The 15,255-nt window shown below is 59.3% G+C and carries 13 protein-coding genes; 5 read left to right on the top strand and 8 right to left on the bottom strand.

Going from position 1 to position 15,255, the window contains the following annotated elements:
- Positions 1–5 precede the first annotated feature (5 nt).
- A complete protein-coding gene (locus K328_RS0110895; protein ID WP_028466006.1) occupies positions 6–653 on the bottom strand; it encodes a hypothetical protein in 648 nt (215 codons plus the stop codon).
- Positions 654–1,150: 497 nt separating this feature from the next.
- Here K328_RS0110895 and K328_RS0110890 point away from each other — a divergent pair, with 497 nt between their 5' ends.
- The 3 genes from K328_RS0110890 to K328_RS0110880 are packed head-to-tail and all read left to right on the top strand — an operon-like array spanning position 1,151 to position 6,097.
- The gene (locus tag K328_RS0110890) at positions 1,151–2,179 is read left to right on the top strand and encodes a trypsin-like serine protease (RefSeq protein WP_028466005.1); all 1,029 of its coding nucleotides are present in this window, start codon (positions 1,151–1,153) and stop codon (positions 2,177–2,179) included.
- The gene (locus tag K328_RS25790) at positions 2,167–4,296 is read left to right on the top strand and encodes a S8/S53 family peptidase (RefSeq protein ID WP_084608239.1); all 2,130 of its coding nucleotides are present in this window, start codon (positions 2,167–2,169) and stop codon (positions 4,294–4,296) included. Before K328_RS0110890 ends, K328_RS25790 begins: the two co-directional genes overlap by 13 nt.
- A gap of 34 nt (positions 4,297–4,330) precedes the next feature.
- Positions 4,331–6,097, top strand: coding sequence for an amidohydrolase family protein (locus K328_RS0110880; protein ID WP_028466003.1), 1,767 nt, complete (start codon positions 4,331–4,333; stop codon positions 6,095–6,097).
- A 299-nt stretch (positions 6,098–6,396) separates the two neighbouring features.
- Here the strand turns inward: K328_RS0110880 and K328_RS23545 are convergent, their stop codons facing one another.
- From K328_RS23545 to K328_RS0110845, 7 genes are all read right to left on the bottom strand, one after another.
- Complete coding sequence (locus K328_RS23545) at positions 6,397–7,683, bottom strand: DUF3422 family protein (RefSeq protein WP_036553875.1); 1,287 nt, start codon at positions 7,681–7,683, stop codon at positions 6,397–6,399.
- Positions 7,684–7,817: 134 nt separating this feature from the next.
- Complete coding sequence (locus K328_RS0110870) at positions 7,818–9,575, bottom strand: L-aspartate oxidase (RefSeq protein WP_036553874.1); 1,758 nt, start codon at positions 9,573–9,575, stop codon at positions 7,818–7,820.
- On the bottom strand, positions 9,572–9,913 hold the full coding sequence (locus tag K328_RS0110865; RefSeq protein ID WP_245577490.1) for a succinate dehydrogenase/fumarate reductase transmembrane subunit: 342 nt from the start codon (positions 9,911–9,913) through the stop codon (positions 9,572–9,574). Before K328_RS0110865 ends, K328_RS0110870 begins: the two co-directional genes overlap by 4 nt.
- The gene (locus K328_RS0110860) at positions 9,910–10,239 is read right to left on the bottom strand and encodes a succinate dehydrogenase (RefSeq protein WP_028466000.1); all 330 of its coding nucleotides are present in this window, start codon (positions 10,237–10,239) and stop codon (positions 9,910–9,912) included. The genes K328_RS0110865 and K328_RS0110860 overlap by 4 nt, the downstream gene beginning before the upstream one ends.
- Entirely contained in the window at positions 10,239–10,973 is a 735-nt protein-coding gene (locus K328_RS0110855) for a succinate dehydrogenase/fumarate reductase iron-sulfur subunit (RefSeq protein ID WP_028465999.1), read from the bottom strand. Before K328_RS0110855 ends, K328_RS0110860 begins: the two co-directional genes overlap by 1 nt.
- 105 nt (positions 10,974–11,078) lie before the next feature.
- Positions 11,079–12,515: an amidohydrolase family protein gene (locus K328_RS0110850; protein ID WP_028465998.1), complete on the bottom strand. Its 1,437-nt coding sequence runs from the start codon at positions 12,513–12,515 to the stop codon at positions 11,079–11,081.
- Between the two features lie 62 nt (positions 12,516–12,577).
- On the bottom strand, positions 12,578–12,784 hold the full coding sequence (locus K328_RS0110845) for a hypothetical protein (RefSeq protein WP_028465997.1): 207 nt from the start codon (positions 12,782–12,784) through the stop codon (positions 12,578–12,580).
- 205 nt (positions 12,785–12,989) lie between these two features.
- Here K328_RS0110845 and K328_RS23540 point away from each other — a divergent pair, with 205 nt between their 5' ends.
- Positions 12,990–13,823 carry a nitroreductase family protein gene (locus tag K328_RS23540; RefSeq protein WP_028465996.1) on the top strand — a complete coding sequence of 278 codons (834 nt, stop codon included), beginning with the start codon at positions 12,990–12,992 and terminating at the stop codon, positions 13,821–13,823.
- A gap of 159 nt (positions 13,824–13,982) precedes the next feature.
- On the top strand, positions 13,983–15,236 hold the full coding sequence (locus K328_RS0110835; RefSeq protein WP_084608238.1) for an amino acid ABC transporter substrate-binding protein: 1,254 nt from the start codon (positions 13,983–13,985) through the stop codon (positions 15,234–15,236).
- The last annotated feature ends 19 nt before the right edge of the window (positions 15,237–15,255 follow it).

Genomic DNA, 15,255 nt, shown 5'->3' with positions numbered 1-15,255 from the left:
GATTCTTAATGAACGCTGACGATCTCCCAGACATCGCCGGGCCGCAGGCAGGCTGTGCCGACCTGTTGCTGATTGCTGCTGCCGACCGCGACGCTGCGCCGGAACTCCCGGCAATAATCGCCCGACGCGGGTGTCTTGCCTGCCTGCTGCTGCCATGCGCCGTCAGGCTGCAGGCAGGCGGTACCGTATGCCGGAACCGCAGAACCGCCGATGCTGATCGTGTCCTGATACTCGCGGCAATGGGCTGTGGTGACGGGCGCCGGAGTGGGCGCGGGAGTGGGGACAGGCACGGGCACATAGGTCGGCACCCGGATCACTTTCGGGGGTGTTGCCGGGTATACGGGCACGACCTTATAGACGGTGCGCGTTTGCTTCCGGGACGTGACCCAGTGGCATTTGCCACGCACGATCTCGTAATGCCCCGACCCGCGATGATGCACATTCTTGTTCTTGTAATAGGTCCGGCAATAGCTGTCGGGGTAATTGCCGCGATCATGCCTGTCCGGATTGTTCCAGGAGGCGGACAGGGCCTCGCCTGCGGCGAAGGCGATCAGCATGCCGATCAGGCCGGCGGCGATGCGGAGCAGCAGAAGGCGGGGGCCGAGAAGGTGGGGGGCCATAAGGCGGGGAGGCAAGATAGTGTGCGTGGTCATGAGAAATTCCGATCCGGTAAGCGGTGTCTCGGAATAAAGAACGGCCCATGACGGGAAATCCGTCGGGGGCTGCCGTATAAAGTTTAGTGAATGTGCCCTGTTTCCCGTCCGGTTTTTTCAGCGCCCGCCGTCCGAAATCTTGAGAAACTGGTCTGCGGTGTCAAACCCGGAGTGACCTCTCCAGGTGCTGGCGGCCGAATAGGCCGTCAGGCCCTGCCGGGGTGGGGAGCGGTCACTTGCAACTCCTCGCTGATAGCTAGATACGTCTTAATACGAGACTTGATTCGTCGAGTGTCGTTCAGCTTAAAACGGGTGCAGATTTACGCCCAGCGAGACAGTTCGTTTCTCAGTATTCTTGAGAGACGATCTCGTTCGTATGGTTTTTATCATCGCATTTTTCTTAACGTATTAAAATATATAGATTTTCTCCATTACTTTTAATTGATTCAAAAATTTGGCACTATAGAACTTCGCGAATAGATTGTGCGAATTTCATTATGAAAAATGTTATCAATTTGAGAGTGATCCCTCCAAGCCTGTTCCTCTTTCAGGCCATCATTACTTTCGCAGCTATTGCCATTGCCATGTTTTCCGGTTCGCAAGAACTCCGAGCTCAATCCGGAAACCCCATGGAGTTCAAATTACTGTCAGACGTCGCTAGCGGCGGCCAGGTACAACTCCTGAATGGGCGCACGATTCAGGTGGGCAGTTGGTCAACATTGGTGTTTGCGGAGCGGCCGAGTTTCGGCAGCTACCGGAAATTCTGCACTGGTGCCTTGGTTGGCTCGAACGTCATGCTAACGGCAGCTCATTGCGTGGATCTTGGCGACGGAAATGTGCGGTCGCCCTCTATCGTGGTCGATGACCGTCGGCTTCGAATGACATGCGATATCAGTCCGTCCTATTTGGCCGGAACATTTACAGGTGGTATTCGCCGGATCGGCAACAAGCTGAGCAGCGAAGACCTAGCACTTTGCTGGATTGACGACGGAGGCCAACGACCAGCGTCTATCAAGGCACTCGATTTCGAAGTGCTGGATACCCGGCGGCGGGCCGTTGCTAGCCAAGCGGTACTTTTGACAGGATATGGATGCACGGCGATCAAGATAATCGCGCATCGCGTCTTTCCAGATCGTGCAAACGACGAGGCGGACGGGCTCCTTCGCATAGGCGATCAGATCATTGAGCGCGCGCCTGGACAAGATGAACTCGGCAATGCGTTCTTCACGACGCGGTCTGTATTGGGAAAGACGCCCGCTGTCTGTCCCGGGGATTCAGGTGGGCCAGCCTTCATCAACGAGAGCGGCGATAACAGCGCTGAAACGCGCCGAATCATCGGCGTCAATTCGTCGATCGACGCTGAACTTCGCGCTGACGGCAAGTTCGATCTGATATCGCGGCTGAGCGCAATCGGTACGCCGGGATTTGCGGACTGGGCCCAGGGTTGGCTCGCCCAACGCGCCGACGCAGGCGTTTTCATTTGTGGGCTCAATAAGAAAGCGGGGGATTACCCATGTCGAAATTGAAAGATATCGGCAAATTAAATTGGACCTGCATCTGCCTAGTATCAGCACTTCTTTCCGTTTCTCCTCATGCAGCACGAGCTCAAGAATCCGAAAGTTCACTCATCCTTGGCCTTGGACGTGAACTGACATTGCTGGACGCCGAAGACATGGCCGTTACGATCCGCGCTTTAGTTCCCAACTACAAACGGGAAACGACATTCTATATCGCAAAAAACGCAGAGCCGTACATTTGGGACACAGCGGACTTCACTGATGATCTGGACGCCGCAGTAAACTTGGTAGTGCGGCAGTTATGCGGACGGGTAACCAAAGACTACATGTACGCCTTCGCCGAAGCGAACGACCTTGATTCGCCTTACAATCTCCAAGCCGGACATGTCACACGCCTGAAGATCCCTGCATGCCTCTACACCAAGGTTTATGATGAGGGTCGAGAGGTCGTTATCCGACCAGGGCAAACGGCCGGAGCGATATATAAGTTACTGACAGGTGCCGGCGGTTCGACCAAGGCTATGGAGGAGTTCTTCCGGAAGAGTCCAAATTTGACCAGTATCAATGCTATTGGCGTCGGACAGGTACTTCGGGCCAACTACATGACTCTGCCAACGACTTTAATTCCGGTGCAGGAAAAATCGGTACAGCAATTTCAAGAAGATCTGGAGCAGATTTTCAGCAAGAAAAGAAATGCCAGCCAGGGAGCGGAGGGACAACAGGTCGATTCCCTTGAAGGCCGTATCGTGTCGCCAGTCGAAACGACGCCGGGTGGTATTTCGGAGGCAAACCAGACAAACTGCACACCGTCAGATATCGACGATAATGTGTTTGAGCGGACAGCTAAGGCATATCGTCACTCATTTGGTCGCCGAAAGATTCGAGAAATTAACAAAATAGCGACGACCGCCAAGGTTGCCATTGTTGATAATGGCTTTTTTGGTGCGGATCCAGATCTCGAGGACAATTTCTCAGGAAGCCCTTTCAAATCTACTTATTTTAATTGGAATGAAAAATCGAAGATCGAAGTTAATGTCGGTGGCATTCAGCCGCTTAACTACTTTTACAGACGCAACGGCCTTACCGTAAACAAAGTGAGTGGGCATGGCACACATGTCACTGGGCTTGTTCTTGGCGGACCGCAGTTTTCAGCGTACCTCCCTTCTCTGCGAAAGGAAGGCGATGATCCATGGGTAAAACTGACAATTGTAAATATTGGCAAGGGCCAGAATCGTTTGCTCAAAGGAACACACGAAACGCTGGTTCAATTATTTTCCAACCCGCGAGATTGGATCGTCAATCTAAGCATCGCCTACACCAGTGACGTTGCCGAAGTCGCTTTCTCCAGCCTTATCGAAAACCAGTCCAACTTGTTCATTGTTGCTGCGGGCAATGCCAAGACAGATGGCATCAGCACCTTAGACATCTACCCGGCGGTCCTGGGGGGACCGCTGACACCGAATGTGATCACGGTAGCCGCGACAGATGGGTCGGGAGGGCTGGCCGACTTCAGTAACCGCGGAGATAAAGCCGTCGATTTAGCTGCTCCTGGCTGCAAGATCACTTCCTGGATCGGCAATTCGGAGACTCAGACAGCAGCCTTGAGCGGCACCTCTCAAGCAACACCCCTTGTGACTTTCGCGGCGTCCCTGCTCCGGTCCCTTGATAGGGACGCGAGCGCGACGAAGATCAAGAACAGGCTCATCGCTGCTGGCGATCTGGTTCCTAGATCATTCATGGGTGATCGACTTGCTTACGGCGTTCGTCTTAACATCTGGAAGTCGCTTCTCTGGTTTGAAGATATTGTTCGCGTCAACGGTGAGCAGTCGGGCACTTATCTTGGAAAAGTTCTGCATGTCCGTGATCTGTGGTGTCAGGGACAGAAGTACACCAAATTGGACCGTCTCTGGGCTTTCAAGAAAAAAGGCAATGAAGGCTTGGTCTTCTCGGCCCGAAAAGACAAGCAATTACAGTCTGTCTGTCGTTTCGACGGTGCCGCGTCAGGGAAACTCGTTTTTCAGATCACTCACAGGATCGATGACGCCGGCATCCATCTCATTGAGTCGCCCCAGGAATCGACTTTCGAATTTGCGAATGTCGAGGATCTCGTCCTGGGATTGAAGTGACCCCGGCCGGCAGCTAACGCAACGGAGCCAAACGATGAGACCTATAGATCGCCGTCAGGTACTTGCCCTTTCCGGCGGATTGGCTGCGACCGCCACTTTGCCCGCATGCATCTATGATTCGAAAGAACTGGAAGCGAGCGAGCCTGCAGTCCTTAAAATCGTCGATGCACACGCGCACATATTCAACGCGAGCGATTTGCCAAGCATCCGCTTCCTCAAAATAGTCTTCCTGGAGCGCTATCCTGAACTGATACCGCAGGCCGTTGATCTCGAAGATCCGGATATCGTAGATGGGCTAATCTGGCTCCTCACCTTCGTTCTGGGACGCGCGTCCGCGCCATCGGCGAGTGAGGAAATCGACGTTCTGGAGGCGAGAGCTGCGGCCCTAGCCGCGCATCGCGACACTGTAGTGAATGACGAGTTGATCGTTGATGCAATCGCGGCATCTCTCACCCCGCAGCCTTTGCCTAGCGCTTTAGATGACCTGTCGCCAGATGCTCCTTTGATTGCCAATGCGCTGGTGTTCCAGGCGGCGGGCCTTCCTGTCGCGCCCGCCGGCGACGACGAAAGATCCATCGAACAAAACCAAGCCATCGCCGCCTTGGCTTATCGCTCGGAGACCAAAATCGGTCGGACGCTCCGGTGGTTCAGATTGTTCACGAGATACCGCTATGTCCTCGTCGACCAGTTGTCAGAGGACCATCGCAAACAGCGTTTCGAGTCAATCATGGTTTGTCCTGCATTGATCGACTACGATTTTTGGCTTGGCGAACATGTCACGAAGTCGACCCTCGAGGATCAGGTCCTAGTCATGGGTCACGTCGCCCGGCGGCAGGACGGGCCCGCAGTTCACGGCTATGTCGCCTATGACCCGCTACGGCGAGCTCTCTACAAAAGCGGCTATTTTGAGGCTGAGAATCTCCCGAACGCCTTTGATCCTTTGGAACTAGTCAGCACGGCTTTGAATGACCACGGGTTCGCCGGCGTCAAACTATATCCACCAATGGGGTTCCGCCCGTTTGCGAATACAGAGGAGCCGGTCCCTGACTATCAGGTGACGGTCCTAGAACGATTCGCCAAACTGCGGCCACCGTCTGGCCCGGGCTCGTGTGACACCTCGCCTATGGGGCACAAGAACTGCACAGCCTACCTTCTAGATGAAGCCATGTCGGATTTGTTCGAGCTGTGCATAGACCTCGACGTGCCAATCTTGAGCCACGCCACCAATTCGAACAGTGCCGCAAAGGGAACTGGGGATCGAGGAGATCCATATTACTGGGCTCGTGCGTTGGAGAAATTTCCGAAACTGCGAGTGCTCCTAGGCCACTTTGGCCGCTTCAACGAACAGGATAGATCGGCGGGGGCGCCCGGCAACGTTGATTACCCGGAAGCAACCTGGGAATGGACCATCGGTCGATTCATCCGCGCGCATCCTGATGCCCAACTTTACGCCGACATCAGTTTCCTTAGCGAGATCGGTTTCGTACCCCGAGGGAGCCAAAAAGTTCTCGCCGACTGCATGCGCCGATGGTGTGTGGAATTTGATCCAGAATGCCATCATCTTGTGTTCGGAACCGATTGGACAATGTTGGGGCGCATTCCTGCCTATGATGGTTACACCAGCCGAATTTATGACTTTTTCGAGAGTGAGGTCGGATTCTCCAAAGATCAGTTGGAACGACTGTTCCGTGAGAATGCCATTCGGTTCCTGGGCTTGGATCAGAGGGGGGCAACCAGGTCGCGCCTACTCAAGTTTTACGAGCGTTATGGGCTGGGCCCACGAAAACTCCCTTACATCTGAGCTGTGGAGAATTGCCACTTGTGAAAGGCTCTCTGTCTGCAGAGGGTTGATCTGCTCATAGACTTTCAACGTCTGCTTCGGATCGGTTCCCGCCATTCCCAGCGGGTACCAAGCGTCAGATTTTCACCACCAGGCGCGCCTCCCCTATTGCGCGAACAGCGTATCGCTGCCCGCAGCCGGAGTCCCTGCATTAACTGCGCGGCAGAGCGCCTCTCCCGACGCTGCTCATACAGTCTTCACAGGGTGCTCATCAGCAGGCTTGAAAAAATACAAACATCCAAAACATGCGCCGAGCGGCGCTATTTGCCGTCCGGTTTTTTCAGCGCCCGCCGGGTCAGGCGGTGCAGGCTGAACCAGAGTGCGATGACGAGCACCGGCAGGAAGGCGGCGGAGACGATTGTCGGATCGAGCGTGATCAGGTGCGCCTTCACCATGCCGTCGAGCAGATATTTCAGCAGATTGACCGCGTAATAGCTGATCGCCACCACGGACAGGCCCTCGACCGTGCGCTGGATGGCGAGGGACTGGGCGGCGCGGCGGTTCATGCTGTCCAGCAGATCCCGGTTCTGCCGCTCCACCTTCACCTCGATGCCGGTGCGCAGCAGGCTGGACAGGCGCGAGGCGCGTTTCGAGATCGCTTCCTGCCGGCTTTGCACCGACCAGCAGGTGCGCAGGGCCGGATCGATCCGGCGCATCAGATAGTCGAACAGATGGATGTAGCCGTTCAGGTTGACCGCGCCGAGCTGGCGCAGCCGGCCCTCGACGATCTCGAAATAGGCGGTGCTGGCGCGGTAGCGGTAGCTTGAGCTGGCGATGATGGTCTCCAGCTCCGCCGAGAGCGCGGCCAGAGGGTCGAGCAGGCTTTCGTCGCTGCGATCCTGATCGCCGTCGGCGAGCTCGGCGGCGATCTTCGCCAGCCCGCGCTCGATCCGTTCCAGCTTCGGGCTGCTTTCCCGGGCAATCGGCAGCGAAAGCAGGGAGAGGCGCCAATAGGTGTTGAGCTCCAGCACCCGCTGCACGGTCTGGCCGAGCAGTTCCTGGCCGAGGTCGCCGGCGCGCAGATACATCCTGTCGAAGCCGTCGTCATGGGTGCGCAGGTCGCCGTAGATCTCGACCCGTTCCTTCTCCATGCGATTGGCGAACACCTCGTTTCCGTCGAACCAGCGGGACAGCTTGTTGCCGTCGAGCGGTGCGTCCACGCCGTCCGCGACCGCGAGATGCACCGCGACCATGACCTCGCCGAACTTCGCCTCTTTCCAGTCCGCCGGCAGCAATCCGAAAACGGTCTCCTCGAACGGCGCCTCGAAGCTCTCCTCGCGGACGAAGGTGTAGGTCGAGAACTCGGTATGGCGCTCCCACTTCACGGTGAAGGGACCGAGATCGGCGGTGAAATGCTTCATGTCGGCGGAGGGCTCGGCCTTGCCGAACTTGCGGCAGAGCGCGACGAGATCCTCGAAATCCCGGTCGCCGCCATGCTCGCCGGTGCCGAAACCGATATGGCTGATGCGCAGCGGCGCCCGCACCGGACGGATCGGGCGGGCGTGCAATTCCAGGGTCAGCGAGTCCCGTTCGGGATGAAATTTCACTCTGTCTTGCCCTCCAGAGGCAGAGCCGGTCCGATGCTCACTCTACCCATGTGCGGCCGCTTCGCCTATGAGGCGTCTCGCCGCGCTTTACTGGCCGCGCTTTATTCCGGGCGCTACTCCGCTGCGGTTGCCATCTACTCCGCTGCGCTTGGGGGCGCACCGGCCTCGTCCTCGATCAGCGACTGGCCCGGCGCGACGATGGAGAAATCCACCGGTACCATGTCCAGCGCCAGCCCGGCATCGGACTGGGTGATGCGGGTGAAACAGGTTTCCTCCAGCGATCCGGTCTCCGGGAAATCCTCGCGGAAATGGGCGCCGCGGCTGTCCTCGCGGCCGAGCGCGGCCGTGGCGATGACGGCGCTGACATCGATCTGGCTCTCCAGATTCATCCAGTCGTGCCAGGTCATGTTGAAGGCCCGGTCACCGTCGGCGAGTCCGGTCTCGTGCAGCTCCGCCCGGAAATCGCCGAGCGCGGTCAGGGCCGCGCGCAGCCCGTCGCGGGTGCGCAGGATGCCGACATCGTCCCACATGCAGTGGCTCAGCCGTTCGCGCAGGTCGGAAAGGTTGCCGCCGCGCGCCTGAAAGGGGTGTTCTGCACGGGAAATGCCGGCTTCGAGCACGGTTTTGTCGGCTTCGCGCCAGGCGGCGCTTCCGGTTTGCACATAAGCCGCCATGCTCTCCCCGGCGATGCCGCCGAAGACGGTGGAGTTGGCGACGCCGTTGCCGCCGAGCCGGTTTGCGCCGTGAACCCCGCCGCAATCCTCGCCTGCGGCGAACAGACCGGGCAGGCCGGTGCCGCAATCCAGCTCGAATTCCACACCGCCCATCATGTAATGGGCGGTCGGCACAACTTCCACACGTCCGCCGGCCAGATCGAAGCCGCAATCGGCGCAGCGTTCGACCATCCCTTTGAATTTCTTGGAAACATTCTCCGGACCGAGGTGGGCCATCTCAATAAAAATACCCCCGTTTGGTGTGGTATTTCCGGCCCGCATTTCCGCGTAGATCGACCGGCTGACAATGTCCCGCGTCGCCCTCTCTCCGTGCTCGTGATAGCGGCTCATGAAGCGCTCGCCCGCGCCGTTCAGAAGATACCCGCCGGCGCCCCGCAAGCCTTCTTCCAGCACGGTCCCGGTCATCCGCGTATCCGTCCCCGCCAGCAGTCCGGTCGGATGAAACTGCACCATCTCCATATCCCGCAACGGCAGGTTTCGGCGCAGCGCCATGGCCATGCCGTCGCAGGCCTTGTCGCCGGACGGCGTGTGATAAAGATACATCGTCGGCCCGCCACCGCTCGCCAGCAACACGGCCTTGGCCTCGACATAGCGATACTGGCCAGTCCGCATATCCACCAGCAGAACCCCGGCGATGCCGCTGCCGTCCCGGGCCGGGATCAACTCGATGGCGCGGTGCTCTTCCAGCTTGTTCACGCCGCGCGCCCAGATCTGCTCCATCAGCCGGTTGACGATCTCGATCCCGGTCAGGTCGCCCTTGTGCACGGTCCGGTCGAAGCTCTGCCCGGCGAAGGCCTTCTGATGCAGGGAGCCGTCCGGATTGCGGTCGAAGAAACAGCCAAGCTCGTTTTCCAGCTCATGGATGCGCTCCACCGCCTTGTCGACCAGCTTCCAGGCGAGGTCCTGGCGCGGCAGCCATTTGCCGCCGACGATGGTGTCCATGAAATGCCGCTCGACTGAATCGCCGGGTGCCAGCGCCACATTGTAGCCGCCCTGCACCATCCGGGTGCAGCCGCATTTGCCGATCAGTCCCTTCACCGCGATGGTGACGTCCAGATCCGGGTCCGCCTGCAGGGCATGCAGTGCCGCCATCAGCCCGGCCCCGCCGGAGCCAATGATCAGGATGTCGGTGCGGAGGGTCTCTAGAGGTTGGCTCATAGCGCGACGATCCAGAACAGCAGGCCTGCCAGCACCGAAGCGCCGGCGCCAAGGGAAATCAGGGTTTTCAGGGGATCGCGCCAGGGCAGGAATTCCAGCGCCAGCACCCGCACCCCGAAGCCGAGATGCAGGGTCAGCAGCATGACCAACCCCCATTCGGCGACCTTCACCAGCGGCTGATCGGTCCAGGCGATCACGCTGTCGAGCGCGGCATCGCTATCCAATGCCAGCCCGAGCACGAGGAAATGCACCGGCAGAAACAGCGCGAGGGCAAGGCCGGAAAGCCGGTGACCGAGCGCCGCCCACCAGCCCGGATAGTTCCGTGAGGCGCGCATCATACCGTCACCGCCAGCACGGCCCGGAGACCGAGGCCGAGCAGCAGGGCGCCGAAGCCGAGCGTGGCGAGATCGAGGGAACGGCCGCGCCAGCCGGTCCATTCCCGCAGGATGTTGCGCAACCCGATGGGCGCATGCAAAGCCACCGCCGTCACGAACAGGCCGTAGAACGCTGCCCAAAGAAAATTGCCCCGGGTCCGGCCGAGGATTTCCGCCGCTGAAAGTCCGCCCTCGATGGCATAGAGGATCATCACCAGATGAGCGAGCACCAGCGGGACCAGCAACATGGCGCTGGCGCGTTGCAGAAGATAGAGGCGGGCTTCCAGCATCAGAGCTCGCCCTTCATCAGGGCGGCGAGCGTCATCCGCTTCAGTCCGGCGATACCGGCTGTCGGGTTGAGGCCGACCGGGCAATGCTCGACGCAGCTTCCGTGGCTATGACAGGAATGGCAGCCGCCGCCTTGCGACACCGCCTGGAGCAGTCCCGCCTTGTCCGCGTCCCGCTCATCGTTCGCGAGCGTCCAGGCCCGGTTCAGGGCTGCGGGGCCGAGATAGTTTTCATCCCAGCCAACCACATCGCAGGCGGCGTAGCAGACCGCGCAATTGATGCATTCAATCCCGGCATTCGCAGCTTTCCGGGCCGGGCTTTCGGACGAGACCGGGGCCATCGGCTCATGACGGGTACGGGTCGGCTCATGCCGGCCGCGGGCGCCTTGCCATTTCTCGAAGAATGGCGCCATGTCGGTGGCGAGATCCTTGATCCTTGGCAGATTGGCCAGCGGTTCGATCCTGAGAAGACCGTTCTCGGCAACGCGAGAGACATGGGTCCGGCAGGTCCAGCGGGGCTTGCCGTTCACCTGCATGGCGCAGGAGCCGCACATCCCGACCCGGCAGGCGAAACGATAGGCCAGCGCGGGCTCTTCGTTCCGCTGCACCCAGGTGACGACATCCAGCACGGTCTGGCTTTCCCGGCGCGGCACACGATAGGTCTGGAGCGCGCCGTCTTCGCGGCCGCGCCAGATCTCCACCGTCAGCATTTCTTCCCTATCGGCGGTGTCTTGCATTCCACCACTCCTTTTTATGTTGGGGAGTGTGGCGCCGAATTTGGAGGACGGAAAGAGGCGGGCGTGGAAAAAGTCCGGTTCAGTACCGGCAGCTAGTCCCGGTGCCTAATCGTAGCGGCTTTGGCCCCAGAAGCCTGACCGGGTCTCCAGCAGGGAGGTGAGGCCTGTCCGCTCCAGCGCCTTGGCGATGGCGGCGTCCGCCGCGTCCAGCACGCTGCCTTCGTCCAGACTGGAAACGGCCCGGCCGCGCATCAGAACTGCGCCGTCGACAATGGTTGTGTCGATATCGGCGCCGTTTGCGAAATAGACCGCCCGGTGCAGCGGCATGTTTGCCGGCACCAGATGCGGCTTGCGCAGATCGAGCAGCACGATGTCGGCTTTCTTGCCGGGCTCCAGCGAGCCGATCTCGCTCTCCATGCCGATGGCCTTCGCGGCATCGATGGTCACCATTTCCAGCGCCTTGCCGGGCGGCAGGATCTGGTCGTCACGGAAATAACGGCGGTGATAATGCATGGCCTGCTGCATGTGTCGGATCATGTCACCGGACCGATCCGGCGCGGGCGCGTCCGAGCCGATGGCGACGGTGATGCCCTGATCGATCAGCTCCGGCACAGGACAGCGGCCCTTGATCGAGGCCACGGCGGACGGATTGTGCACCACGCTGGCACCAGTTTCGCGCAAGGCGGCGATATCCGCCTCGGTCAGATTGGTGCAGTGGGACAGGAAGGCATCTTGGCCGAGCAGATCCTGTGTGTCGTGGGCATAGGCGATGCTGCCCTCGCGGTGTCCGTCCTGGGTGAAACGCAGGCCCAACTCCCGCGAAAGGGCACGGGTCTGTCTTGCGTGATCGGTGACCAGATTTGCTGTCACGCCATCCGGCAGGGACTCGTCCAGGCGCGATACCGGATAAGTCAGCGCGACCGAAAGCCGCCCGTTCTCCGCGCCATGCCAGAACGCGGCGATCCGGCGGCAGATGTCGAGCTGCCGCTCGAAGCTGATATCCCGCTCATCCTCGCCGTGATCCCAGTCCCTGAAACGCCACGGGAAGGGCGGCCGGTTGGTCCCGACGGCGAGCATGGCGCGGGTGCCTGCCTGCTTGATCGCGTTGAAATGGGCATCCGCGACACCGGGATGATCGGTTCTGCTGATACTGTCGCCGCCACCCAGCATGGAGACACCGGTGGTGACGCCCGCCTTGATCCGCTCGAGGGCGAAAAGCGCTGCGTCGGCGCGCCAGAATTCCTCGTCCGAGCCAAGCGTGTAGATCTGCCGGCAGGCGTTGAACCAGGTTCCGCTGTCGTCGCTGCCGAGAGTTTTTACCAGCGCGTGCCCGGCATGGGCATGGGTGTCGATCAGGCCTGGCAGAACGAGCATGCCGGTCGCATCGATGATTTCCGCGCTTTCCGTCGTGCTGATTGCTTCGTTGGGCCCGGCGATGGCCACGATCCGTCCGTCCCGGACATGCACCGTGCCGCCGTCGATAATCCGCCGTCCGGAATCCATCGTGACGACGGTGCCGCCGCCAATCACAAGATTGCGCATCGTCTCTCCAGGGCAAACAACTATGAATTAGTAGATACTCAAACGGTCAGAGAGCCGTCTGATCAGGGACGATACGCGTTTCTGAGGACATAAAAAAGATCGCTGCCGAGGGGGTGTTCCGGGCAAGGGCCGTTGCCGCCGACATCAGATGTACCTGTTTCTTCCGTCGCCGGGTCGGCAGGAAGACCGAGGCTTTCAAGTTCCGTCATTCCGAGGCGCTTGAAAATGGACTGGCGATTTCGGTTCTCGAAATCCGATTTGTCAGACACCGTTTTCCTCCATAAGAGCGGCGTGAACCCGTCAGCGGGCTGCCGATTCGTAATCATTCCGCCGGTCGAGTCAAGGCGCGGAGAGGTTTTCGTGAACCGCCCCGTGCGACACCAGGAGTTGTATGCGCCGCATGGGCGGGAGTTGCGGTCCGGCACATGGACTGCCTACTCTCGGCTTATTCGCAGAGAAGGGACGCGCGCAGTCATGAAGACAATCGCCGATTTGATTGAAGACAGGTTTGGCCTGCCGGTCGATGCGGGCCGGGATATGCCGGCCGAGGGCGATCTTGCCCATATTCTCTCTCACCGTTCCCATCGCCGGTACAAGCCGGACCCGGTGCCGGACGATCTTCTGGAGGTGTTGCTGGCGGCGGCTTTTTCGGCTCCGGCCAAATCGGATCTTCAGCAATCGGGTGTTCTGATCGTGCGGGACGCGGAGAAACGCCGGAAGATCGAAGCACTGATGCCGGCCATGCCCTGGATTGCTGACGCGCCTGTCTTCATGGTTTTCCTCGCCGATAACAGGCGTATCCGCAAGGTCTCGGAGATGCGCGGCAAGCCCTTTGCCAACGATCATATGGATTCCGTGCTGAATGCGGCGGTCGACGCCGGACTGGTGCTGATGAATTTTATTCGTGCGGCGGAAGCCGCCGGGCTCGGCTGCTGTCCGATCAGTGTTGTTCGGAACCATATCGAGGTGATCTCTGAGCTGCTGGAGTTGCCGGACCACGTTTTTCCGATCTGCGGATTCTGCCTCGGCTGGCCTGCTGGCGATGGACATATCAGCTTGCGGTTGCCGCCCTCCGTGTTCGTTCATACGGATCGCTATGACGACAGCCGCCTTGAACAGGAGGTTGCGGAGTATGACGCTCGCCGGAGCGCGCGTTTTCAAATCCCGGATGAAAAGCAAAGATCGGTCGATGAATACGGGCTGGCGCAAGAATACGGATGGTCAGAGGACAAAGCGCGTCAAGTTTCGAAACCGGAACGCAAGCAATTGGCCAAATATTTAAAGCGCAAAGGCTTCAATCTTGAGTGAGGCATGACTTGCCCTTCGCGCATGGCGGAAAAAGGGCTGGCGTTGCCGTGGGGGATTTCCTAACGTTTCACCTAATAGGGAGAGTGCGCCGCTAAAAAAACAAAAATTGCGGTTAGGGCATGTGCCTGCATCCTCTCTAGGACAAGGGAGGAACTTGAAATGCGTTTCCTGAAAATGGATTTGCGTGCCGCTACGGTTGCGGCCGCGCTGACTGCATCGCTCGGCCTTGCCGCTGCTCCGGCAGAAGCCAAGGTTGAAGGCGATACCATCATTCTCGGCTCGGCGATTTCGCTGACCGGCAAATATTCGACAAACGGTATTCACGCCCAGAACGGTTACGAGCTCGGCGTGAAGGTGATCAACGACAATGGCGGCGTGGTCGTTGGCGGCAAAAGCTACAAGCTTAAGATCGTCTACTACGATGACGAGTCGACCCCGGCCCGTGGCGCGCAGCTTGCCGAGCGTCTGATCAGTCAGGACGGCGTCAAATATATGCTTGGCCCGTACAGCTCCGGTCTGACCAAGGCGATCGCGCCGGTTACCGAGAAATACAAGATCCCGATGGTCGAGGCGGAAGGCGCATCGCGTTCGCTCTTTACCCAAGGCTATCGCTATCTGTTTGCCGTGCTGTCCACCTCCGAGCAGTACCTCGCCAGTTCAATCGAGCTCGCTGCTGAGATCGCCAAGAAGAACGGCAAGAAGCCGTCCGACGTCAAAGTGGCTATGGCGTTCGAGAACGATCCGTTCTCGCTCGACGTACGGGCCGGTGTGGTCGACGATGCGAAGCGGTTCGGCATGAAGATCGTCATCGACGACAAGCTGCCGCGCGACCTTTCCGACATGACCTCGACCCTGACCAAGGTAAAGGCACTCAAGCCGGACCTGCTGGTTATCTCCGGTCACTCCAAGGGAGCGGCTACCGCGGCTCGCCAGATCGCGGAGCTGAAGATCAGCACGCCGATGATTGCCATGACTCACTGCGAGGCCGCGAAAATCATCAGCAAATTCGGAGCCGGTGCGACTGAAGGTATTCTTTGCCCGACCCAGTGGGCTGAAACACTGAGCTACAAGGACGACCTGTTCGGCACCGCTGCCGAGTATGACTCGCTCTTCAAGAAGTCTTTCGAAGGATACAAGAACGTTCCCTATCAGGCTGCCCAGGCAACTGCCGCTGTGATGGTCTGGAAAGATGCGTTCGAACGGGCGAACAGCTTCGATTCCGAGGCACTGCGCGACGCGATTGCCGATACTGACATGAACACCTTCTATGGCGGTATCAAGTTCTCGCCGGCCGGCAACAACATCGCCAAGCCGATGGTGCTGCGTCAAATTCAGGACGGCAATCTGAACGTGGTGGCGCCGCTGAAATGGGCGTCTTCGGAAGCACGCCATCCGCGTCAGCCGAAATACTGATCGCATAACCGAACAGTGA

The organism is Nisaea denitrificans DSM 18348 (genome assembly GCF_000426505.1).
In the GTDB taxonomy this organism is placed as follows: Bacteria; Pseudomonadota; Alphaproteobacteria; order Thalassobaculales; family Thalassobaculaceae; genus Nisaea; species Nisaea denitrificans.
This window is presented reverse-complemented; position numbering and strand designations above follow the sequence as displayed.